General features: G+C 39.8%; 24 protein-coding genes, 1 pseudogene and 2 other annotated features. Of the genes and pseudogenes, 8 read left to right on the top strand and 17 right to left on the bottom strand.

All coding sequences use genetic code 11. From position 1 onward, the window contains the following. Positions 1-358: 358 nt before the first annotated feature. On the top strand, positions 359-1,867 hold the full coding sequence (locus MHH61_RS12970) for a helix-turn-helix domain-containing protein (RefSeq protein ID WP_125587461.1): 1,509 nt from the start codon (positions 359-361) through the stop codon (positions 1,865-1,867). A gap of 53 nt (positions 1,868-1,920) precedes the next feature. On the opposite strand, the gene MHH61_RS12965 is transcribed toward MHH61_RS12970, so the two are convergent. From MHH61_RS12965 to MHH61_RS12915, 11 genes and pseudogenes are all read right to left on the bottom strand, one after another. After that, the gene (locus MHH61_RS12965; protein ID WP_024425245.1) at positions 1,921-2,202 is read right to left on the bottom strand and encodes a hypothetical protein; all 282 of its coding nucleotides are present in this window, start codon (positions 2,200-2,202) and stop codon (positions 1,921-1,923) included. 343 nt (positions 2,203-2,545) lie between these two features. After that, positions 2,546-3,829, bottom strand: coding sequence for a hypothetical protein (locus tag MHH61_RS12960; RefSeq protein ID WP_125587460.1), 1,284 nt, complete (start codon positions 3,827-3,829; stop codon positions 2,546-2,548). Between the two features lie 23 nt (positions 3,830-3,852). Continuing rightward, on the bottom strand, positions 3,853-4,422 hold the full coding sequence (locus tag MHH61_RS12955; protein WP_070326765.1) for a hypothetical protein: 570 nt from the start codon (positions 4,420-4,422) through the stop codon (positions 3,853-3,855). Between the two features lie 174 nt (positions 4,423-4,596). Next, positions 4,597-6,261: a threonine--tRNA ligase gene (gene thrS, locus MHH61_RS12950; RefSeq protein WP_368004473.1), complete on the bottom strand. Its 1,665-nt coding sequence runs from the start codon at positions 6,259-6,261 to the stop codon at positions 4,597-4,599. Between the two features lie 40 nt (positions 6,262-6,301). Further along, on the bottom strand, positions 6,302-6,355 hold the full coding sequence (locus MHH61_RS12945; protein ID WP_349905973.1) for a hypothetical protein: 54 nt from the start codon (positions 6,353-6,355) through the stop codon (positions 6,302-6,304). 29 nt (positions 6,356-6,384) lie between these two features. Beyond that, positions 6,385-6,507: pseudogene (locus MHH61_RS12940) on the bottom strand (TGS domain-containing protein); the annotation flags it as partial. Positions 6,508-6,571: 64 nt separating this feature from the next. Then, positions 6,572-6,795, bottom strand: a binding site (T-box leader). 37 nt (positions 6,796-6,832) lie between these two features. Then, positions 6,833-7,057, bottom strand: a binding site (T-box leader). 74 nt (positions 7,058-7,131) lie between these two features. Continuing rightward, entirely contained in the window at positions 7,132-8,313 is a 1,182-nt protein-coding gene (locus tag MHH61_RS12935; protein WP_125587458.1) for a DUF1835 domain-containing protein, read from the bottom strand. Positions 8,314-8,565: 252 nt separating this feature from the next. Then, positions 8,566-9,753: an MFS transporter gene (locus tag MHH61_RS12930; RefSeq protein WP_125587457.1), complete on the bottom strand. Its 1,188-nt coding sequence runs from the start codon at positions 9,751-9,753 to the stop codon at positions 8,566-8,568. Positions 9,754-9,779: 26 nt separating this feature from the next. After that, the gene (locus MHH61_RS12925) at positions 9,780-10,607 is read right to left on the bottom strand and encodes a MerR family transcriptional regulator (RefSeq protein ID WP_125587456.1); all 828 of its coding nucleotides are present in this window, start codon (positions 10,605-10,607) and stop codon (positions 9,780-9,782) included. A 138-nt stretch (positions 10,608-10,745) separates the two neighbouring features. Further along, entirely contained in the window at positions 10,746-11,069 is a 324-nt protein-coding gene (locus MHH61_RS12920) for a carboxymuconolactone decarboxylase family protein (protein ID WP_125587455.1), read from the bottom strand. Positions 11,070-11,095: 26 nt separating this feature from the next. After that, entirely contained in the window at positions 11,096-11,485 is a 390-nt protein-coding gene (locus tag MHH61_RS12915; RefSeq protein ID WP_125587454.1) for a tautomerase family protein, read from the bottom strand. A gap of 111 nt (positions 11,486-11,596) precedes the next feature. On the opposite strand from MHH61_RS12915, the gene MHH61_RS12910 reads away from it, so the two are divergent. After that, positions 11,597-12,481, top strand: coding sequence for a LysR family transcriptional regulator (locus MHH61_RS12910; RefSeq protein WP_034623179.1), 885 nt, complete (start codon positions 11,597-11,599; stop codon positions 12,479-12,481). A 30-nt stretch (positions 12,482-12,511) separates the two neighbouring features. On the opposite strand, the gene MHH61_RS12905 is transcribed toward MHH61_RS12910, so the two are convergent. From MHH61_RS12905 to MHH61_RS12890, 4 genes are all read right to left on the bottom strand, one after another. Continuing rightward, positions 12,512-12,925, bottom strand: coding sequence for a DUF6508 domain-containing protein (locus MHH61_RS12905; protein WP_056767715.1), 414 nt, complete (start codon positions 12,923-12,925; stop codon positions 12,512-12,514). Positions 12,926-13,091: 166 nt separating this feature from the next. Then, positions 13,092-13,850, bottom strand: coding sequence for a methyltransferase domain-containing protein (locus MHH61_RS12900; protein WP_034623173.1), 759 nt, complete (start codon positions 13,848-13,850; stop codon positions 13,092-13,094). Positions 13,851-14,238: 388 nt separating this feature from the next. Continuing rightward, on the bottom strand, positions 14,239-15,624 hold the full coding sequence (rlmD, locus tag MHH61_RS12895) for a 23S rRNA (uracil(1939)-C(5))-methyltransferase RlmD (protein ID WP_073204320.1): 1,386 nt from the start codon (positions 15,622-15,624) through the stop codon (positions 14,239-14,241). Between the two features lie 102 nt (positions 15,625-15,726). Next, a complete protein-coding gene (locus MHH61_RS12890; protein WP_122631774.1) occupies positions 15,727-16,596 on the bottom strand; it encodes a DNA-3-methyladenine glycosylase in 870 nt (289 codons plus the stop codon). 434 nt (positions 16,597-17,030) lie between these two features. Between MHH61_RS12890 and MHH61_RS12885 the strand changes: the two genes are divergently transcribed. The 3 genes from MHH61_RS12885 (at position 17,031) to MHH61_RS12875 (ending at position 19,164) form a co-directional block, all read left to right on the top strand. Further along, complete coding sequence (locus MHH61_RS12885) at positions 17,031-17,543, top strand: stress protein (protein WP_087977875.1); 513 nt, start codon at positions 17,031-17,033, stop codon at positions 17,541-17,543. 133 nt (positions 17,544-17,676) lie between these two features. Further along, positions 17,677-18,636, top strand: a complete 960-nt coding sequence (corA, locus tag MHH61_RS12880; RefSeq protein WP_125587453.1) for a magnesium/cobalt transporter CorA — start codon at positions 17,677-17,679, stop codon at positions 18,634-18,636. A 33-nt stretch (positions 18,637-18,669) separates the two neighbouring features. Next, positions 18,670-19,164: a DUF2716 domain-containing protein gene (locus tag MHH61_RS12875; RefSeq protein WP_125587452.1), complete on the top strand. Its 495-nt coding sequence runs from the start codon at positions 18,670-18,672 to the stop codon at positions 19,162-19,164. A gap of 34 nt (positions 19,165-19,198) precedes the next feature. Here MHH61_RS12875 and pdaA read toward each other — a convergent pair whose 3' ends face one another. Both pdaA and MHH61_RS12865 read right to left on the bottom strand, forming a co-directional pair. Next, a complete protein-coding gene (gene pdaA / locus MHH61_RS12870; protein ID WP_024425259.1) occupies positions 19,199-19,990 on the bottom strand; it encodes a delta-lactam-biosynthetic de-N-acetylase in 792 nt (263 codons plus the stop codon). A gap of 101 nt (positions 19,991-20,091) precedes the next feature. Continuing rightward, the gene (locus tag MHH61_RS12865) at positions 20,092-20,283 is read right to left on the bottom strand and encodes an SE1561 family protein (protein WP_012009274.1); all 192 of its coding nucleotides are present in this window, start codon (positions 20,281-20,283) and stop codon (positions 20,092-20,094) included. 146 nt (positions 20,284-20,429) lie between these two features. On the opposite strand from MHH61_RS12865, the gene yfkAB reads away from it, so the two are divergent. The 3 genes from yfkAB to MHH61_RS12850 all read left to right on the top strand — a co-directional run bounded on the left by yfkAB (position 20,430) and on the right by MHH61_RS12850 (position 23,336). Next, complete coding sequence (gene yfkAB, locus MHH61_RS12860; protein ID WP_024425845.1) at positions 20,430-21,551, top strand: radical SAM/CxCxxxxC motif protein YfkAB; 1,122 nt, start codon at positions 20,430-20,432, stop codon at positions 21,549-21,551. A 7-nt stretch (positions 21,552-21,558) separates the two neighbouring features. Then, positions 21,559-22,395, top strand: a complete 837-nt coding sequence (locus MHH61_RS12855; protein ID WP_034623166.1) for a mechanosensitive ion channel family protein — start codon at positions 21,559-21,561, stop codon at positions 22,393-22,395. Positions 22,396-22,616: 221 nt separating this feature from the next. Then, positions 22,617-23,336, top strand: a complete 720-nt coding sequence (locus MHH61_RS12850) for a YebC/PmpR family DNA-binding transcriptional regulator (RefSeq protein ID WP_034283703.1) — start codon at positions 22,617-22,619, stop codon at positions 23,334-23,336. Positions 23,337-23,398 lie beyond the last annotated feature (62 nt).

Below are 23,398 nucleotides of genomic sequence, written 5' to 3'. Positions count from 1 at the left end.
CAGTTCAGCATTATATAAATCGCATTCCTTTCTACTCCCTTTCATATGGTAATCAAAAATCTGCTGCGTTTTATTCTTACATTTACCGTTTCAACAGCAAAAAAATAAACTTAAATATCTAAAATGATCCATTTTTATAGGATTCATGGCTTACTTATCACCTTTTAAAAGAAATATATGGAGAATCAGGGAATAACATTTGTTTTCGTCTAATTTTTTTCTCTTTTATCATGAAAAGTGAAGACAAAACGATTTAGCCTAAACATTAAAATCATTTTATGCCTATTTAGAAAATCAAATGTTCTTTAAGTGAACTTCATCATATAGAGGCAAGCCAAGGGAAGGAGTTAGTTGTTTAATGGAGCTCATTGATAATAAATCAAAGAGATGGATAAACATTTTAAAACTGCTTGTATCAAAAGATAAGTGGTGGAGCCTTCAAGAGATATCGAATGAAAATATCGGTTCCGTTCGTGCCATTCAAAGCGATTTAGAACAAATGAAGTCGTTCCAAACAGAGAACGGAGAGCCGTTAATCCACATAAAGCCAAGACAAGGCATATCCATTTGTTATACACAGACGATACGAGTCGACTACTATATCAAAGAAATTCTAAAAGATACGATTGAAATTCGATTGATTGACGGCGTTTTCTTTGAACAAAACAGGTCTTTCTATGAATGGATGGACACGCTGAATATCAGTAGATCCACATTGTATAACACCATTCATAAAATCAATTCGCTTCTTATCTCGTATGACATTGAGTTACGACCAGATAGTATGCAGTTCCATGGGAATGAGAAGGAGATTCGTCAATTTTTTGTGGAATTTTTGTTTGAAGTCTATGGAAGCAGGCTTTGGCCATTCGATGATATTCAAAAGCAGGATGCAGTTGATTTTTTACATAAGCTTTTTCAGGTGCTCGAAGTCAATCTACCTGATGTGGCTATAGATAAATTTTGCCTATGGCTCGCCGTTTCCATACACCGAGTGAGGAAAAATTTTTCAATACGACGCAATTATAGGTACTCATTGGATCAGGAAAAACAAACATCTACAGCTAAAGGTATCTATAATCAAATCAAAAACTTGGAAGAACACGTTTGCCAAATGACAAAGGACACTTTTGGTGTTACGTTGGATCGTCACGAATTTGTCTTTTTACTATTGATTGAACCAGCTATTGGCCATTATAAATCAATTGAAACTGTCGAAGAAAAATTGATGTTCTTTCAATCGCATACACCACACCTCTTCGAAGCCATTCATTCCTTTATCAATCAATTGGAGTTGATTTTTCATCAAGAGGTGGCTAATCGCAAGGCAATGACACTGATTCTTCTCCAATATTATGTGTATTCTAGGGAAATTACCGTAAGAGATGGATTCCTTTTCAAAAAGAAATCGAGGTATTTTTCAGAGGTAAAAAAACAGCTTCCTTACTTCTATTCGAGGATTACTCATATCATCCAAGAGCTAAAAACAGACGATATACTTGCTTCTTTAGTGAAAAATGAACGAGAATTGATTCGTATCATTACTTCTAACTGGAGGGGGCTTGTTCATTTGGAAATGGATCGGAGAAACGTGTTGAACATTTTTGTCATTTCAACATTAGGTTATAATCATAGCTTGTTGATTGCGGATTTAATTAAATTAAGATTGCCTCCTCTCATTCATATTTTCACAAGTCCAGAAAATACATTAAATGAACTGACAATGGATCGACTTGGGATTGATATGATTGTGACCGATACTGAGCTTCCTAATCAACTAGGACGGCCTACGCTGCTGATCAGCTCTTTTCCAACAAAGAAAGAATTGGACAACTTGCACTCAAGATTGGTTGATATGACAAACTAATATTCACAAGAAAAGCTGCTGAGGAGCTCTCAAGCAGCTTTTTTGCTTCTGTATTAATGAAGCGCTATTTGTTCATTCATCAAATCAATGGCGTAAAGCGATTGCTCATATTCATCTAATAAAAGGTAGACTTTGAGCGGTGCAGCGGTTTGATCTGTCTGCTGCGTGAATAGAACACAGGTGAATTTTTCGATTCCTTCTGGCAGCTTGCTTTTCAGAAAAGGATGAAGAATAGGAGAAATTCGAAGGGTATCAACATCTTTTAGCCAAAGCTCATCTTGTAACGCAGGATAATGGTCAACCAAAAACTGACGAAACACTTCCAATGTACTCAAGGTAGATATCCTCACTTTCTTCTATTTATGGCTTTAAGCTTACCTAAAAACAAACATGTTCAACTCATCCTATGATCTCAGTCCGCCTATTTTCGCTTACTACTAGAGACATGATTTCATTTTTTCTTCTAAAAGATTTGTAGATCAACTTGACTGCAATGGGTTTTCAATATGTATGACGTTTACTATATGAAATACGAATTCCAACCGATGGACCTATGATCATATTCTTATCTGTTTCTTTCGTGATGAAACGACAACTTCCTTCTACAAAATTCCATTTTTATTCTAAAAAGAGGAAAATGGGATAAAAAAGAACAGTTGCTCACTGTTCTTTTAGAAGTTATGAAAGGTCTGTCAAAGAGAACACTTCACCGCTCACTGCATCAACGCCTTCATGACAGTCGAGCTTGCCACATAAAACATATTGTTTTTGCACATCGTCATAGACATAGATGGGTGTAAGTTCGAAGCGTTCTCTCAATGTTTCAAAGGCTTCTTTCTGAGATATGGTGATTTTACTAGCTGTTTGAGATGGATTGAGTATCCCGCATACTTGAAACATCTCTTTTTTGTCTATGTAATTAACGGCTTCAAAAGTGCCGGCATCAATGAAGACCTTGATCTTATCCATAAAACCACAGCCTTCTTGCTCATTCGTTTTTAATATCGCTTGAATGTAGCCATGATCACGGTGGAGTGTTTTTAGCACCCACTTCCCTGTATCCTTTGAATATTTTTGCGCCAAAAAGGTTCGAACCGCTTTGATACACTCAGCCTGCTCTTCTTTTGAGATCGGGAATGTATCCGGTGAAGGCTCCAGTGAGAAGGCTTGTTCAGCAGTAATGTCCTCGTTTATATCGATTTCCTTTTTTTCAAAGGCTTTGTTTAACGGTTCATTCCACTCCATGACCTGATGCATGTGGATACGATGCGTTTCTTCACGCCCAATTTCAAACGGAAGCGTGCCTGTTCCATCGTTCTTTACATAAATTTCTTCTAACGCATATATAGGGCGGATTCGATTCTGCTCGAAGAATGGCCAATCAAACCGCTGCACTTGCTGCTGGGCTAAATCCTCGATCCTATCAATGGAAAGCACATATTCTTCAGTTTTCAGTCTTTTTTTTGCCATAAATGGCCCTCGATGTATATAGTGAATGAGCTGCCCATGTTCATCCCATTTCACTTCGATTCTGCCTGAAGGCGTCACTTTCATACCATCTATTGCTTCTTCGAAAAAAAGTTCCCCTTTCTCCTTTTGATGCATATGAAAATGCTCACCATAGACCAACCCTGTTTCTTGTTCGATCCATTGAATGACATGAGCTGGATAAGGCCTCTTAAATGTGACACCATTCTTCGCGAAGGTTTTGTCCATGACAAAAATGACCGTTTCAATCTGGCCTGTATTTAAGTTCACGTCAATCACAGCTGTGCCGTCCGGGTTTAGATCATCGTCCTCGGGTTCAGCTTCATGAGAGGGAAACCATTCCATATTCAATGTATAAACCGTTTCATTGAACATATTGACGTAGCGATGAAAACTGTGTCTTTTTAAATAGTAAAGATCTAAACCAAATTTCGCCTTTGTCTGATCGATCAGTTGTTGAATGTTTGCATTCATTTATTTCACCTCAAAATTCAGTTTTATGGAAGAAAAAAGATGACGATAAATCCGAATATGACAATCACTGATAATAATCCTAAAGCCATTGCCATCATGTTTGATTCCTTTGTAAAGCCTTTTAATCCATGCGCTTCCGTCGATCGGTCGATTTTTCTAAAGCGAAAGAGCATGCTTATATTGATAATGGCTAGAGCCATAACAAATAAGAAAATGAGAAACTTAGGTTCTATATGAAAAAATGGGGCTTGCATCGTTTGAAAACTAAATGACTGGAAGAACATTAGCCCGCTCAATACCAATTTCCAAATATTCTCCACTCTTTGTTCTTTCTCCCACTCTTTTCCTAATTTCTCTTTTTCATAAATGGCTACCTGCTCAAATATGGGAATGATAGACTTTGTTGATCCTTTTTTGATCAAGCCGTAAATACCTTGAAGGAGCATGAAGATTCCTAAACAAAGAAAGAAATATGTAAATTGAATTTCAACATTTTGAATCAAAATAAAAAAAATCAAGATCACCATGCCGAATAGTAAATTAGAGGTAACTACTTGTTTCGATCTCATCTTTTTCAGTGCTGCTTGTTCCATGCAATACTCCTCTCCGTTTTAAACGGTTTCTGTTGAACGCTCTATCTTTATTACGATTTTACCGAAAAAATGTTTCAATATTTTCCCTTTCTACTGTCAATTCGGCTTTTTTCGCAAATGAAAAGACGCCCATCATTCAATGAACGTCTGATCCTTCTTCATAAAATCATCACATCATATCTGAGCAGCCGATCTTTCTTTTATTTGCTTAGCTGCTATGTGTTTAAAGTCCTCAATAGACAGCTCTTTTGACGTCTTTTCTCCGTACTGTCTAATATTTAGTGTGTTGTCTTCCATTTCTTTATCGCCAATGACCGCGATATAAGGGATTTTTTGCATTTGTGCTTCTCTCATTTTATAGCCAAGTTTTTCATCCCGCTCATCGATTGTGGCCCTTATTCCGATACTTTTTAATTGCTGCTGCACCTCTAAGCAGTGATCAAGGTGAACAGTTGAGACAGGGATGATTTGTACTTGTACTGGTGCTAACCATAATGGGAAAGCGCCCGCAAAATGCTCGATGAGAATACCTAGGAAACGATCTAGAGAACCAAAAATGGCGCTGTGAATCACAACTGGCCGTACCTTTTCATTTTTTTCGTTGATATATGTTAAATCAAATTTCTCAGGCATTTGAAAATCCAGCTGAATTGTGGCGCACTGATGGCTCCGCTGCAGGGCATCTTTAATATGAAAATCGATCTTCGGGCCATAAAATGCCCCATCTCCTTCATTTAGCTGGTAGTCGACCTTTAGACGATCAAGCACATTTTTTAGCGCTGTTTCGGATATATCCCAAATAGCGTCATCCCCTAAGGCTTTTTCTGGACGAGTGGATAGCTCGACTGAATACTCAAACCCAAACGTCCGATACACATGATCAACTAATTGAAAAATCCGTTTGATTTCAGCTTCAATTTGATCTTCTCTCAAAAAAATATGGGCATCATCTTGGCAAAATGTTCTGACCCTGAACAATCCATTTAACGCTCCGCTAAATTCATGACGATGCACCTGACCAAACTCAGCCATTCTAATCGGAAGGTCTCTGTATGAATATAAGCTGTTTTTAAACATGAGCATATGCCCTGGACAGTTCATCGGTTTTAAAGCGAAGCTTGTATGGTCTACTTCCGAGAAATACATATTTTCATGATAATGGTCCCAGTGCCCTGACTTTTCCCAAAGCTCTTGGTTCATCATAAACGGTGTACTCACTTCTTCGTATTGCGCTTTGCCTCGCACTTCTCTTGAAAAGGCCATTAATTCATTTCTGACAATCTGACCTTTTGGTAAATAAAACGGCATACCTGGCGCTTCTTCTGAAAACATAATGAGGGACAACTGTTTCCCTAATTTCCGGTGATCACGTTTATTTGCTTCTTCCATGAAATGAAGATAATCAGCTAGATGATTTGGATGTTGAAACGCCACACCATACACTCGCTGCAAGACATCCTGATGACTGTCTCCCCGCCAATAAGCCCCTGCAACACGTGTTAGTTTAAATGACTTTACGTACCCTGTAGAAGGTACATGTGGCCCGCGGCATAAATCTACAAATTCTCCTTGCTGATAAACCGTGATGGCTTCTTGAGAGGGTAAATCTTTTAAAATATCCAGCTTATATGGATCATGTGCAAACAGCGTTTCAGCTTCTTTGTAAGAGACTTCTTTTCTTTGGATAGGATGATTCTCATTAATGATGTTCTTCATCTCTTTTTCAATTTCAGCCAAATCCTCTACACTTAATGTTTGATTGAGCTTCATATCATAGTAAAATCCATTTTCAATGACAGGTCCGATCCCCAGTGTGACATTGTCATATAACCTTTTCACAGCCTGAGCTAATACGTGTGCAGATGTATGGCGCAGCACTTCAAGCCCTTCTTTTGAATCTAGTGTGACAATAGACAGCCGAACATCGCTGTATAGCTGCTCACTTAAATCAACCATTTGATCATTGACCTTACCTGCCACTGCTTTTTTTCTTAAGCTCGGACTAATATGGGAGGCAACATCTTCGACAGTCGTACCTGCGGGAAACTCCTTTATCTTTCCATCCGGAAATTGAATCTTCACCATGTTTTCTCTCATAACCGACACACCTTTCCTATTTTTTGAAATAAAAAAACACACCCATCCCGCGTAAAGGGACGAATGTGTAATCCGTGGTTCCACCCAAATTCCCATAAAGCGTATTCGCTTTATGGCTCTGGTGCCGTAACGTGGCATTGACGGTATTGGATACTGCAATTTTCCCCAATACAGCTCAAAGGTGGTAAGACAGCTTTTCTGCGTTAGGAAGATTTCAGCGTGACTCCCCTCTCTGGTAACCGTAAAAGCTGCTCATGTCCTTTTCAAAGCAATAATCCTATAGGAGTGTACAAAAAAACACACCCATCCCTCATAAAGGGACGAATGTGATATCCGTGGTTCCACCCAAATTTCCATAATGCGTATTCGCTTTATGGCTCTGGTGCCGTAACGTGGCGTAGACGATATTGGATACTGTAATTTCCCCAATACAGCTCAAAGGTGGTAAGACAACTTTCCTGCGTTAGGAAGATTTCAGCGTGACTTCCCTCTCTGGTAACCAGTAAAAAATTGCTCATGTCCTTTTCTTCGCTTTTAATTTCTCCATATCTTACATGATGATGATGGATTGTGTAAAGCTTTATTTTGTGCAGTGATAAGAAAATTCATTCTTTAAATGTAATATTGCGCGTATTCACTTGGGCTGTATTCAATTTGAAACGCAGGAGATAAGGCTCGTTTCACTTCTTCAGTGATACGCTCTCCTTCTTGATTGAACTTCCTTTCCATGTCTACACCATTTGGCAGCAAATCATCGGTCTCTTCGTCAAACCAGCGGCCATACTGTATGTTCCAATTCCATATCTTTGAGAAAAGAGTATCACTCATTGGTACATCATCTCTTTCTAAATGACATTCGCAATACCCACACTGAAAAGGTTCACCGTAATCTCCTTCAATTTTCACAAAGGGATGATCCTTAAACTCTCGACAGCACACCCATTTTTTGAAGTTCTGACCGAACTCTGTCAGTTTAATTGAGTAATAACGCATGGAAGTTCGTTTTCCTTTCATGTCAAAAATTCCTTGATCAATTAATGTCTTCAGTCGATATTCAATAAAATCATCGCCAATATACTGATCTAAATGACCAATGACTTCTCCTATTAGACGTGGAGTGACGATGTACTCCTCTTCTGGCGCGGACTGATGAAGCCGCTTAGCCATTTTCACTAAATAAGCATCAAATTCATCTTCTGGTACGCTGATCGTTTGTCCTTTTTGCCATATCCGCAGCGTATGATTTTCTTTAGCAAGTGAAAGCCAATCATTTTGTAATCTTTCTCTTTCTTCTGTTGTCATTGTGTGAATATGCTCTTTACTCTCGTACAAAATTTTAAATTTTTCAGATGTGATTTCTCCGGAATGTCGAAGGATCATTCTTCTTGTATTTGTATTGAACAGCTGATCAAATGCTGTCGTTGTATTGATTACTGACATTTCTATGCTTTTCTCTTTTAATAAATAGACGGCATATCGCAAGCCAATTTGCTCATGGGCATTACTGCCTGTCCAGATAAGTATACGACTGCCAGGTTTTATTTCTTTTATTTGCTGAAGCATTCTGTGCTGATCGTTGACCATGTCGTCAAAATAGCCAAATTCATTTGACATCACGTTACGCAGCCACTCTATACGGTTCGCTTGTCCTTCATCTTCGTGTAAATGTAGAAGTGGTCCAATCGAATAAATATCATCAAAAGCGATGATATCATCTATTTGATCTTGCTTCATTTCACGTACTGCTTGTTTTAAACTACCGGCAGCTGCCGCCCCAAATATGATATGTATCATTATTCGTCTCCCTTTATCTTACAGTTTATTTCATCTTCACCTATTCATGGTTCTTGCGTCAATTCTATTGAGTCAATTTCATTCAAAAGTATGACAAGGAGATCAGGTATTTACAGAAGTAATAAAGCAGAAGTGCAGAGATAAGAATTTTTATAAAAAAAAGCCCACGAAATGGGCCAAGGTACTACCCTAAATCAGTAGTTCCCACAATACAAAACTGAATTTGTGTGATTACTAGTGAATCGAATCATGTTACCTTCCTTGCTCCATCACCTTCAAACTCTTCTGCTGAGAGATTCGGTCAAACGCCACCATCAAGATGGTCATAAGTAAAGCAAGAAGAACCGTTCCAGCGCTGATCCAGCTTAGGTGCAGTATAGATGTCCTGCTCAATACAAGACCTCCTAAACCCGAGCCTAAAGCAAATCCGAATTGAATAAATGATGTATTGACACTTAATGCGATATCAGGAGATTTGGGTACAAGTGTGACGAGATACAGCTGCTGAGCTGGCGATGTGCTCCATGTAGCAATCATCCATATCATGATCACCGCCACCATGACCACGAGATTCCCTGTCACAAATGTTAGCAGCATAAGCATGATGATTTGTAGAATAATTCCAGAGAAAATCGTGAATGTTGGGCCTTTTTTATCTGCTGCAACCCCTCCAAGACTGGAGCCCAAAAAGCTGCATATTCCCGCTAGTAATAAAATGCCGCTGATTTCTGTGATGCTAAGGTTTGCTGATTCTTGCAGGAATGGCGTTAAATAGGTAAATAAAGTGGAATATCCGCCTACATAAAAGAGTGTCACTGCCACTGCAAGCAAAATTCTCTTATCTTTTAATATCGATAATTGCATACCTAGCGTCACCGGTTCTTGTTCTTTTATAGAAGGGATGCGCCTATACACAACAATCAGCGGAATGAGCGTGATCAATCCAATGGCTGCAAATAATGCTTTCCATCCCATCATGCTGCTTAGAAATGTCCCGATTGGCACACCTAAAACTAATGAACTGCTTAATCCCATTAAAATGATGCCAATCGCTGTTCCTCTTTTTTCTCGTTCGACAAGACGAGTAGCCACGGCCATTGCCACCACAATGGCCGTCCCCCCACTAATTCCTTGTAAAACCCTAGTCATCAGCACCATTTCAAACGAATGGCTGACACTTGTGATGATATTACTTAAAGTAAAAATGATCAGCATCCATGATAATATTTTTCTGCGGTCGATATTGATGGTCAGTGCAATGACAATCGGCGCGCCGATTGCTGCTGAGAGCGCTAATGATGTGACCAATAAACCAGCAGCAGATGTCGTGACCTGTAAATCATCTGCGACCATTTGAATAATGCCTGTAATGATATATTCGATCGTTCCAATTAAAAAGGCTGCTAAAGCAAGTAAATAGACAACGGCTTTATTTTTCATCGTGGCTTTTCTCCTTTGGACAATGTTTACGATTTGACTTCATTTTTTATAGGAATTTGAATTTCAATGAGTCTTCCTTCTTCATTTTCAGACAATGGGTAATAAATCTCTCTGCCCGGCTGATCTTCTTTCACGCGATATCCGTTATGTTCAATCCATGTCGCCAGATCAACACAAGCAGTTTGTGCAAATGGAGAATCTGAATGAAATAAGAGCGTCGCCATGGTTTCTTCAGCTGGTAACGTACGCATCGTGATACCCTGAGGCAGAGAGCCCCTTAGCGCTTTCGCTGAATATCCCACCTCAAATTCGAACTCACTTTCTTGAGCAAGTGATTCCCTCCACAGCACGATTTGCGGCTCAGAGTTCAATTCTTGCGGATGTTTATGTAACAAATGATGAAACGTTTGAAAGAATGTTGGGATTTCGTCAACAGTTCCGTTGGATTGAAAAGACATGATGTTTTTACTTTCAACCGATTTGATGATGACCTCCTGTTCTTTTTCAACACACCCCTCTCGTTTGATGAGGTGCATTCGCTCCTTAATACGCGCTAATTTCTGCTGTTCTCTCTCGATCAATTGCTGAATCTCACTCTCTTTCAAGAGAAACATGCCCTGAATCTGCTCGACAGAAATATCTTCACGAAGAAGCTGACCCATTTGCTTTAACGTAAAACCTAATTCCTTGTACAGAAAAATCCGATTGACCTCAAGCAGCTGTTCAGCTGAGTAATACCGGTATCCGGATTCTTGATCGATCTGCTTAGGCTTTAATAAATCTATTTGGTCATAATACCTTAAGGTTTTGACAGGGACTTTACTTAACATAGAAAAATCACCGATTTTGAACATCCTGCATCTCCTCCGATTTGTTGATCTGATCAAAGTATAAACCTTTCAGTAAAGGGGAAAGTCAACAGAAGAATTTAGAATTCAATTTATTGCATATAAAAAGCCCTATTTCAAATAGGGCTCGTTGTTTGATGAACTTTATTTATCCTCAAGAATTTGTTTAGCCGCTTCTAGTGCTGAAGCTGCTTTAGGCCATCCGATATAAAAACTAAGATGAGTGATGACTTCAATCAATTCGTTCTTCGTGACACCATTTTCTTTGGCAAGATGTAAATGGTATTCCAGCTGATTCAGGCTGCCCGTACTTACTAAGGCTGAGACTGTAATCAGACTGCGATCTCTAAGAGAAAGTTCCTCTCTTCTCCACAAATCTCCAAAGAGAACTTTTTCTGAATACTCAACAAATGCTGGGGCAAAATCTCCGAGAGTGAATTTTACAGTTGGCTTGATTGGCCGATGCATAGCTATTTCCCCTTTCATTCGTTCTGTTACTTGATCATCTGCGCAAGTCCTTCTCCAAAGGACCAATTCTCCAACCCTGTCTCAATCAGCATAATGAATACATTTTCTTTCGGGATATGAAGCTGGCAATACAACTGTTCAGCTATTTCCTTATATAAAGACTGCTTCTGCTCCTCGGTTCTTCCTGCACCACATGTAATTTGGATATATAAAAGACGATGATCTCTTTCATGACGAAGAAGATAATGGGGATCATAAAAAAATTCTTCTTTCTTATGTGAACTGAATACCTGAAAGTAGTCTTTTTTAGGAACTTGAAATTCTTTCATCAGCGCCTTCATGATCGTTTGGCTAACAGAAGCTAAGCTTTCTGTATCGTACGCATTTTCCATATAGCTGACTTTTACAAATGGCATGAATGTCATCTCCTTTTTTCTGTCTACATTCATTTTACATCCTAATACTTGTTTTATATAATTGAATAATATATAAAATTGTATTCATAAAATGAATGGAGATTATTAGAAATGGACTTAAAAGAGTTAAAAGCATTTCAAGCCATCATTCAGGAAGGGACATTCTCAAAAGCCGCTCAAAAATTGAATTATGCACAGTCAACCATAACGAATCAGATCAAACGATTAGAGAAGGAGTTAGGATTTCAATTGTTTGTAAGAGGATGGGAGGCTGAATTAACCCCTTCGGGACAATTGTTTGCCAAAGAGATTGATCAGCTGATACTCCATTGGCATTTTGTATTAGAGCAATCACAAAAACTCCAAAAAGAAGAAATCGGAACCTTGAATATAGGCGTCATAGAACCAATTGCTGCCACTATTCTTCCTTCCGTCCTTCAAACATTCAGGAGGCAAAAACCGAATATCACATGCCACTTTATCATTGGTAATACAGACTTTCTTCACAAGCTTCTGCTCAAGGGAGAGCTCGATTTTGCCATTTCAGGGGAACCAGTGATGAATACACTTCCGTTTGAGGAGTTGTACAAGGAGGAAATGTCTTTTATTATCGCAAAACAGCAGGCAGATCAAGTTGGACCGATTTCATTGATCAAAGATCTTTATGAACAGCCTTTGATTATTGGCGGGGAAAGTTGTTTATATCACATAAAATTACAAAAGGAACTCTCAAGAATAAATGTGGAGCCGTTCACTTACACCATCAGCCAGATTTCAGCGATTCCATCATTTCTAAAAAAATTCCCCTCTGTCGGAGTTGTTCTTTCTTCTACTCTATTGTCAGACGAATTTGTGAAAGTTCCAATTGAAATGGAAGACCCTTTTATCCCAATAGGAATCTTAACTCATAAGGAACGCCATCTCTCTCTGGAAAACACCAAGCAGCTGCTGCTTGATCTATTTCGTCAAGAAGTGGAGCAATTCACATGCTCGTAATCTCGTTTCAAAAATAAAAAAACCTAGATGTCATACATCTAGGTTTTTCAATCTTTCAATCCATTTTAAGATGGCTCCACTTTTAAAAGAATCGAATATGGCACCATCGCAAAACCGCTCAGCACTCACCACTCCCATGATGAGAGCAAATACACACTGCGCATTTAAATGTGAGAGGTCCACATTCTCGATTTCGTTCAATCCACCTTCAATGCCATTTTCTTTGAGGATTTCTCTGTAGCGGATAAGCTCCAGCTCTTGATGTTGTTCTGCAAAGGTATAGATATCTTCGATAAAGCGTTGGACCGTTTCGGAATAATGCACAAAAGGCATCTGGATTGGGCGTTCAGCTGTTCCATCATTTTCTTGATCGATCACCCATTCTCCGATATGATCCTCGCGGAGCATCGGTATGTATTTTGTTAGACTATCAAATTGGCTCATCGTTATCCTCCTCTATTTTTAGAATGCTTTCAAGCCCGACAATAATAAAAGGAAACATATGATCAACTGAATCGTACGTTTTATTATTTTTCATCTTTTGTTTCATGGTGGCATCTATTCAAAATTAGGCTGGAGCCTTCAAATATATCAAAGGCTCCATTTCCAACTAAACTGCTTTAGCTAAAATAATAAATCTGTGTTGTTTTGCGTCAAAATAACCCTTTTGTTCAATGATTTTATGAATGGTGTATAATTCATCCTTGAAATTACTTATTTCAAAACCTGGCACTTGCCAAGAAATTGCTTTCAGATAATACACCAATGCTCCGATATCATAAAATCTTTGAATAGGGAACTCTTCTGCACTTTTCAACACCTCAAAATGATTCTCCTGTATTTCGTTTAAAGCTTTCTTTAAGTTCCAATCAATAAAATCTTTATTTATTGGTACCCTTAGATTCTCATTAATCTCTATGCAATCGAGTCCACCGACTTGTTGAGTTAGAAAAATACCTTCTTTCGAGATAATTCTTCTCACCTCTTTAGATGAAAATGACTCATGTTGATTGATGATAAGATCAAATTTTCCAGTCTCAAACGGAAGATTTCCATCATTAGAAATTTGAACTACCTTCACTCCTAAGGGTGTTAATCGTTCTTTTGCGATAGGTACATTAGGCAAGTAACCTTCTGTAGCATAAACTGACGTTGGAAAAGGTCTTAATTTTGATAAAAACTCTCCACCACCTGTTCCCATGTCCAGCATTGATTTTGCATTTTGAACAAGAGAAGTAGCTATACTACCATATGACCATGAAAGCAGCTCACTTTTCATTCTTCCAGTTTCAGATATGAATGAGAAATCCCACCCAACAAAAGGTTCATCTGCTTGTTTTATAAATGAAGAAAACTGTTTGGCATTCATCATAATCCCTCCAATTATCATTTTGAGTTTAATGATTAAATATTTGGCGGGCCTCTTACGAATGTATAAAGTTGTTATTTTTCATGTTCTTTCAGTCTCATATTGAATCACTCCCATTAAAATACTTAAAATTATATTTAAAGAGCACCTTGCCGAAGACCTTGATTTTATATTCATCCAGCTGATAATTGCGTGAGACATAAGTTGTTTTGAGAATCGAGAGTACATGATGGGTGTCTCACTATAGAGAACTAAGTACAATAAGAACCCGAATAGGAAAAATAGATTGTTAGTTAAAGTAAAACCCCTCCTGTTGGAAGGGTTTTTATCATTTAGATACTGCCTTTTCTATTGCTGGTTTCGGTCCATCATAGCTGTTATTTCCTTTTTATTTAAGAGATAAAGACACCACACACTCCACATGCGCGGTATGCGGAAACATATCAACTGGCTGCATGTATTCGATTTTGTAGTCTTTTGACATGTATTGAAGGTCTTTTGCTAGTGTGGATGGGTTGCAAGAGACGTAGACAAAGCGTTTTGGTTTGACTTGTTTGACGGTGTCTAAGAAGGTGCGCTCGCAGCCTGTTCTTGGCGGGTCGACGACGATGACGTCAGGACGGAAGCCTTCTTTGACCCATTTTGGCAGCCAATGTTCAGCTGTTCCTGTTACATAGGTCGCGTTTTTCATGCCGTGTTTTTTGGCATTTTTCTTGGCATCATCAATCGATTCTTTGATGACATCCATTCCTCGTACTTCTTTGGCGCCATCTGAGAGCCACATCCCAATGGTCCCAACGCCGCAATACGCATCGACAACCTTTTCTTTTCCAGTCAGTTTGGCCGCTTTTTTCGCTTCATCGTAAAGCTTTAGCGTCTGCTTCGGATTCAATTGGAAGAAAGCACGTGCACTCAATTCAAAGGAAACGTCTCCTAAAAATTCTTGGATGACCATATTTCCAGCTAGGTGAGATGTTTTATGGCCGAAGATAACCGACGTTTTTTCACCATTAATATTGTGCATGATAGACGTCACTTCAGGCAGACGTTTTTGAATGGCTTCGGCGATTTCTTTTTTCTTTGGAAATTCAGGTTTTGATGTGACAAGAACGACTTGTACTTCACCTGTTTCAAAGCCGACACGCACGACAATCGAGCGTACGTCACCTTTTCTTGTCCGTTCATTGTAGACCGATACGCCGAATTTCTCTAAAATTTTGCGGACAACGCCTGTTGTTTTGTTCGTTTTTGGATGCTGCACGATACATTCCTTGATCGGTACAAGCTTATGGGAATTTAGTCCATAAAGTCCTGCAATGATGTCTCCGCTGTGAGAACGTCCTACTTGGAACTGACTTTTGTTTCGATAATGCCACGGATCTTCCATGCCGATCGTTGGCCGAATATCAAGCTTTTCAACCGATAGCTTTGTATGTCGCTCCATTGATTGAATGACAATATCACGCTTTTCATTTAGCTGCTGCTCGTACGCCAAATGCTGCAGCTGACAGCCGCCGCACTGTTCGTATACTGGGCATGGCGGTTTGACTCGATGCTCGGAGCGCTTTCGCACTTTCCTCACTGTACCTTCAGCATATTTTGCTTGGACATTCGTTGCCTCCACCACCACTTCCTCACCTGGAAGTGCACCTGGGACAAAGACCACTTGCTTTTTAAAATAACCGACCCCTTCACCATTAATGCCAAGGCGTTTAATGGTAAGCGGGAACTGCTGTCCCTTTTGCAAAAGGGCACCTTGCTGTTTTTCTTTCACTTTATTCTCTCCGTTCTATTTAAAACCTTAATAGGTTGTCTTCATTTTATTCCATCTCATTAGTATACCACGTCTTAGACAAAGAGAGAAAATGCCTTTCATTTATTTATCTGTCTCAATGCTTCTCCATAAATATAAAGAAGCGTAGCTTAAATATGGGGTCCACTCCTTGCTTAGCGCTGACATCTCTTCTTTTGTCGGTTTTTCAGGCAGGTCGAAGTGCCGTTTGATTGCATTTTGAATGCCGATATCTGCCATCGGAAAAAGATTTGGTCTTCCAAGCCCATTCATGAGCACATTTTGAACCGTCCAAGGTCCAATCCCTCTAATCGGAAGCAATCGCTCTTCCACCTCCAAATCAGATAAATCGTGTAATTCCTCTAAACAAAGTGAGCCGCTCACAATTCGTTTCGATACATCGATGACATATTCTGCTTTTCGCTGACTAAATTGAAGCTTTCTCAAATCATCTGTTTCAAGAGAGGCAATGGTTTCTGGTAAAGGATCAAACCATACACCTTCTATTTGCTCGCCGTACGTATGGACAAATCGTTTCGTGAGCTCGTAAGCAAACGAAAGATTAAGCTGCTGATGAATGATACATTTCATTAAACAATGATATAAATGAAAATCCAGCATGAGCGGCGTTCCGATATGCTGCTCAAAAATGGGCGCTAGATTAGTTTGAGAAAAATGGTCTTGAATCATGTGTAATTGATGCTCCATGCCAAATATCCGTTTCACCTCAGAAAGAAGGGGTTCCTCTGGGCCGTTTGCCCGTACCCGAAACATAGGCGCATCTTTTGTTCCAGTAGCTTGAACGATGACCACGTACGGTTTTTGCTCTAATCTGATCGGCACTTTGATTTCTCTTTGACTCAAATCGACTGCTTTTAATGGATCACTTGATAAGCGTCTAAGCACTTGATCGAAATGATACGGCGGCTCTACCGCAAGCTGTTTTTCCCACATACATGTCCTCTTCCTTTCTGCAAACATACGCAGATGTGATTGTTTCATTTTGCATGAATGATTCTCTAGATTGAATACTTTTAAACATAAAGAGTACAAGAATTTATCAGTTATATCTTCCTTATTTGTGGTCATTCTCCTTTTGGATAGATGAAAGTTTTTAGTCGAATTCAGCTAAAATTCGACAGCATCCTTCAACATTTTAGGATCATTTTCCTTAAATTAGAAATAGAACCTCTGGGTGATATCTTCCATTCCAAAAATATTTGTATAATTATGACATATCAAGGAGGTGAACAAAGAAATTAGCGGATTAGGCAATCATTTGTTTTATCTTGCAGGAACATATTTACCTCATTGATGACCGGCTTCACTTAGTTTCACATTTTACAAAAAAGAAGACCCAAAATTTAAAAACAAAGGAGATCCGACCAATGAAAAAAACAATTCTTTCTGTTGCCCTTGCCACTGCTGTTTCTTCGACACTGCCAGTATTCGCTGACGCTGCTGAGCCAAAAACTTCAGCACCTGTTTCTACTACACTTCAGCAAACTGTCTTAAACAAAGCTGCTGAAGGTAAAGCTGGCACTAAGGCTAGCCCTAATGTTAACGTAAACTTTGATGTTCTTGGGATTGCCAATGCGATTGTAAACGCAGTAAATGCAAATGCAAACCGTTCTGGATTCGTTAAAAGCGTCATGGAAAGCACATTCTACGCTGCTGGCGGCAGATATAACGTCATGGTCTTTAACCTAAGCCAGAACTACGAAGATCGTTTTAACGGCGTAAAAACTTTCGCTACTGCTAATCTTGGTAATGTTGTTTACGGTATTTGGGTATTCGAAAGCGGTACATTTAAAAATAACGGCGATGGCGGCTGGGATAACTGGGCGTTTAGAGGCTGGTTTGACCGCCAAGATAAATTCGTTACGTTCCACCGTCCTTAATTCTCGGTTTTATCCATCAATCATACACGCACATTGAACCGATCTCAAAAATGAGATCGGCTTTTTTTATGAAGAAAACGTATAAGTTCACCGGTGCTGCTTCATGATATAATGCAAGTCTGGAGGGGTGCACATGCTGAGAAAACTTGCAGTGACAAAAAACGGCGACTTGATTGAACATGCAACATTGCAGCAGCTTTCAAGCCCCGATATCACCTGGTATTGGATTGATTTTCATGCGCCAACGGAAAAGGAAGCAGCGCTTTTAAAGGAATATTTTCATTTCCATCCGCTTGCGATTGAAGATTGTTTTCATTATTTACAGCGGCCCAAGCTTGATTTTTATGAAGGGTATTTGTTTTTCGTGCTGCATGCCCTTAATCAAAAAACGCTTCGTTCTGAGGAAGTCGATCTGTTTGTTGGTGAAAACTATATCGTGACCTTTCATTTGAAGGAAGCGCCGTACGTTGAACGTGTGATTCGAAAGCTCAAAAGGTCTGATAAAGCGAGAAACAGCGGACCTGAGCATATTGCCTACATGCTGATTGATCAGCTTGTTGATGATTATTTCCCTATTATTTATCAAATTGAAGACAGGCTGAATGAAATTGAGGATGAAGAAGGGCATAAAACGTATGGCACGTTGATGAACGAAGTATTCGGGATTCGCTCAGATTTACTCAAACTGCGAAGAACGATTATCCCGATGAGGGACCTTTTATATCGTATTGTGAACACAAATATGATGAAAAGCGATACAAACCGCCAGGCGTATTTTAATGATATTTATGATCATCTATTAAAACTAACCGAAATTGTTGAGTCAAACCGTGATATGACAGCCGATTTACGAGACAGCTATCAGACGCTGAATTCCAACCGGATGAATGCGATCATGATGACATTGACCATTGTGTCGACCATTTTTATTCCACTGACCTTTATTGTTGGGGTGTACGGAATGAACTTTGACAACATGCCTGAATTACATTGGAAGTACGGATATTTTGGCGTGTTGATTTTCATGGGTCTCCTCGTTTCGGGGATGCTTTTGTGGTTTAAACATAAAGGGTGGTTTAGGATTTTTAAATAATGTTTTGAGAGAAGTGCTTGGGAGGAAGATCATATGGAAAACTGGATTCCACTGAAAGACAAAGAATTAAAATTTGCCTGGAAGACATTTGCTCGAGAGTTCAAATTTAAACCAAGCATCTCTCGCTTTCCCGCTTTTCAAGCACCCTCTCCTTACATCACATATGATATCTCTGCTTATTTTGAGGACTCTTCTCTTCTACATACAGATGAAGATCTTGAAAAAAAGGCACTGCTCTCTTTTCAGGAGAATATCACCGGAACGGACGAATATATGCTGGCACTTGATTGGCAGCACGAATGCTACTGGATCACACCATATGGCTTGTTTGAAAAAGATGAATTTGGAGAATGGAAAATTCCTGTTCTCCCTAATGGGGATTACTATTTCTTTTTATCAAAAGAAATGGATTGGGGACTGCTAGGACATCCTTGGGAGCAAAGCATCACCATTTTCGGCGAGGGCTTGATTGACTCTTTTTCACGTCATCATCCTCTTTTGTTTCAGCGTAAAATCAGAGAGGGATAATCAAAAAGCCTGCAGGTCTTCTGCAGGCTTCTTTCTATAGCTGTGGCAGATGCCATACTTTTTCAAGCATGAGATCGTCTAGACTTTTAAAGGAATATCCTTGTTTTTTCAGAGCGGTGATGGCATCATCCAGCGCTTCGGCATTGTCTCTTGAGACGGTATGAAGTAAGTAAATGGCGCCTGGGTGCGCCTGCTTCATCATTTGATCGTAAGCATACTGTTTTCCTTTTTGATGATGGATATGCCAGTCCACAAACGCCACTGACCAGAAAACGGTTTGGTAGCCGAGCTGTTTTGTTTCTTTTAATACCCGTTCACTGAACACACCGCGCGGCGGACGAAGATAGAGGTTATCTTGTTTTCCTGTGATTTTGTACACAGCTTCATTGACACGGTCCAGTTCTTCTTTGATTTCTTTTGTGCTCTTTGTTGTTAAATCTGGATGGTGATAGGAATGGTTTCCAATGATATGACCTTCTTCTGCCATACGTTTGACAAGCCCGGGCTGGTCCTTTACAAAGTGACCTGTCACAAAAAAGGTGCCTGGTACTTGATGTTTTTTCAGCACGTCTAAGATCTTGGGCGTGTACCCATTTTCATAGCCATTGTCGAAGGTAAAATAAATCTCTTTCTTTTTCGTGTTGCCTAAATAGAACGCATCATACTTTTTTAAGAGTGCCGTTAATTCTTTGCCCGCATCTGGCGGCCTGTGCTCTTTACTTTTCGCAAATCCCCAGTGGATGGGCTTATTAGACACGGCTTCCGCTTCTGAGAGAGGCATGGAAACAAAAAGCGCACATAAACAGATCAGCATGTATTTTTTCATTTACGTCACTTCCCGGTTTTTCTTCTATTGTGCAGAATAAGACCAAGACTCATACACCGATTCACCTGCCAATTTAAAGAAAAAAGCCCGCATCGCGCGAGCTATTCTTCCTTCCAATCGTTTTTAAACCGTTCATATTTCGCTTCCAGGTCATCAATCATCTGGATCAGTCTGTCTATATCCTCAACGTCTGTTGATTCGGGATCTAATGAATCAATCACATTCATAAACATATCTAATCGGTTCTTTAAATAATCAACCTGCTGCTCTTTGCTGTCTGCTGCCTTACCCATCGATACACTCCCTTTAGCATTTGTTTATAGCTTATCTTTTTTTCCCTTGCAAATCAATTGTGTCCCCCTTGCGTATAACCGTGATGAGGCTTAAAATTAACTGTTGGCGGGTCTACGTTTGCCCGAATGAAAAGGAGATAGATACCATGAACCAAAAAACAGCACTTCGTCCGATTACACCTGCATACGACCCCTGGGAAGCCTATCTCGATGTGCAGGATTACGGAGAAATGAAGCTGACAAATATTGAATTTACGACAACAACACTGTGTAACATGAGATGCGAGCATTGTGCGGTCGGCTATACCTTACAGCCTAAGGATCCGAATGCGCTGCCGATTGATTTGTTACTTCGCCGTTTAGATGAAGTTCCGCTTCTGCGCTCACTTAGTATTACAGGCGGAGAACCCATGCTTTCTCTTAAATCTGTACGGGAATATGTCGTCCCTTTATTAAAGTATGCCCATGAACGCGGCGTCCGTACACAGATCAATTCAAATTTAACCCTTGATTTGGCGCGGTATGAAGAAATTATTCCATACTTAGATGTCCTTCACATTTCACATAACTGGGGCACTGTCGAAGAGTTTGCAACGGTCGGTTTTGCCATGATGGATCGAAAACCAACCTTTGAGCAGCGCGAGAAATTATTTAACCGCATGATTGAAAATAGTCAGGCACTTGTCAAAGCGGGCGTAACCGTATCCGCTGAAACCATGCTGAATAAGCGCACGCTTCCATATATCGAACACATCCACCGGCAAATCGTTGAGGAAATGAAATGCCAGCGCCACGAAGTTCACCCGATGTACCCAAGTGATTTCGCCAGCGCCCTTGAATCATTGACGCTTCCGCAAATGCGTGATGCGATTCATCAGCTGCTTGATATTCGTGATCAAAACACCTGGATGCTGTTTGGCACCCTGCCGTTTTATTCATGCAGTACAGATGAAGAAGACCAGCGTCTCCTCAACCGATTGCGCCAGGAGAAAAATGTCACGGTACGAAATGACCCTGATGGACGCTCAAGGTTGAATGTGAATATTTTTGATGGGAATATTATTGTGACAGACTTTGGCGATACACCGCCGCTTGGAAATATTGCAACTGATACATTGCAATCAGCCTATACACGCTGGATGAACACAAAATTAGCAAAAGAACTGAATTGTCATTGCCCAAGCGTGCAGTGCCTCGGTCCGAATGTTTTAGTGAAAAACAGCTATTATCAAGATGTTGATTTTACTTCTCGTACAGCCAGGGGGTAACCGATAGATGGATGATACATTTCTGACAGTGGTCAAAAATAAATATATTGAAATTCTCCTTGTTGGACTCGTTCTTTGGCTTGCCGTCTTTATGATTAACAAAGCCCTTCAAATTTTCTTTAAACGAACTGAGTTTATCGAGGACAAGAAGAAGAAAACGATCGAGAGCTTGGTCAAATCGGTCACGCAATACACCGCTTCGATTTGCTTTGTGCTCTATGTCATTTCTCTTTTCTTTCATGACTTTGGGAAAATTCTTGCGGGTGCTGGTGTCGCTGGGATCGTCATCGGTTTTGGCGCACAGACGCTGATTCGTGATATTTTAGCAGGCGTTTTTCTTATCTATGAACGTCAGATTCATAAAGGGGATTATGTGACGGTGAATAACCTCTTTAATGGAACCATTGAAGAGATTGGTCTCCGCTCTCTGCAAATTAGAGAATGGAGCGGCAAGCTGTTAACCATTTCTAACGGGGATATCCGTCAAATCCAAAACTATAACATGCACTACATGCGGATTACGGAATCTGTTTTAATTAGCGCGAATCAAAACCCTGATATCGCCTTTCACGCACTTGAATCAGCATGTGACAATTTAAATCAAATGCATCATGATTTTCTTAAAAAAGATGAATTCCAAAACGCCATTGAACCCTTTCAGGTTCATGGAATTATGGGCTTGAATAAGCTGAATCGCGGGATTGAAATCACAGTAAAGGGAATGGTCGAAGACGAAAAATACTTCGAAGCCGCCCTCGCTGTGCGAAAAGAAATGATCAAACAACTTCATCAGCATGATGTCAAATTGCTTGAGGATCTCGCTTACCCTCAGCCTGCAAAATAACCTCATTTATGATGGGGTTATTTTTTTATATACAAGTTGCCGGGCTGACTCGGGCTTGCGAGAATCTTGGAACAATTAAACATTCGCTAACAATTCTTTTCATTTCAGCCCTCTTACTTCTATCCCCTTGACTGATTCATGTATAATAGATAGCAGAATGATTTCATGCAGCATGGGGACCCTCATACTGTGTATTTTCTAAGTGAAAGAGAGTGAATAAGATGGGTCGTAAGTGGAACAACATTAAAGAAAAGAAAGCATCAAAGGATGCCAGTACAAGTCGTATTTACGCAAAATTCGGGCGTGAAATCTATGTGGCTGCCAAACAAGGTGAGCCAAACCCAGAATCAAACCAAGCACTTCGTTTTGTCCTAGAACGTGCAAAAACATATAGTGTTCCAAAACACATTGTGGATCGTGCCATTGAAAAAGCCAAAGGCGGCGCAGAAGAGAACTTCGATGAGCTGCGCTACGAAGGGTTTGGTCCAAACGGATCAATGGTCATCGTTGACGCCCTCACCAATAACGTAAACCGTACAGCTTCAGATGTTCGAGCAGCATTTGGCAAAAACGGTGGAAACATGGGCGTAAGCGGCTCTGTTGCCTACATGTTTGACGAAACAGCTGTCATCGGTGTCGAAGGGAAAAGCGAAGAAGAAACGCTTGAGCTTTTAATGGAAGCAGACATTGATGTACGTGACATCATGGAAGAAGATGAAACGGTGATTGTGTACGCTGAACCAGATCAATTCCATCAAGTACAAGAAGCATTCAAACAAGCCGGCGTAGAAGAATTCACTGTCGCTGAAATCACAATGCTACCTCAAAACGAAGTGACATTAGATGATGAATCAAAAGCACAATTTGAAAAGCTGATCGATGTATTAGAAGAGCTTGAAGACGTGCAGCAGGTTTATCATAATGTGGATTTAGGGGAATAAGGAAATTGAGACAGACCTTTTAAAGGTCTGTTTTTTTAAAATAAATAACAGAAATTAAAGGA

The sequence above is a fragment of the Bacillus sp. FSL K6-3154 genome, from assembly GCF_040869395.1.
In the GTDB taxonomy this organism is placed as follows: Bacteria; Bacillota; Bacilli; order Bacillales; family Bacillaceae; genus Bacillus; species Bacillus safensis.
The sequence above is the reverse complement of the archived record's forward strand: the minus strand, read 5'-3'. Positions and strand labels throughout refer to the sequence as shown.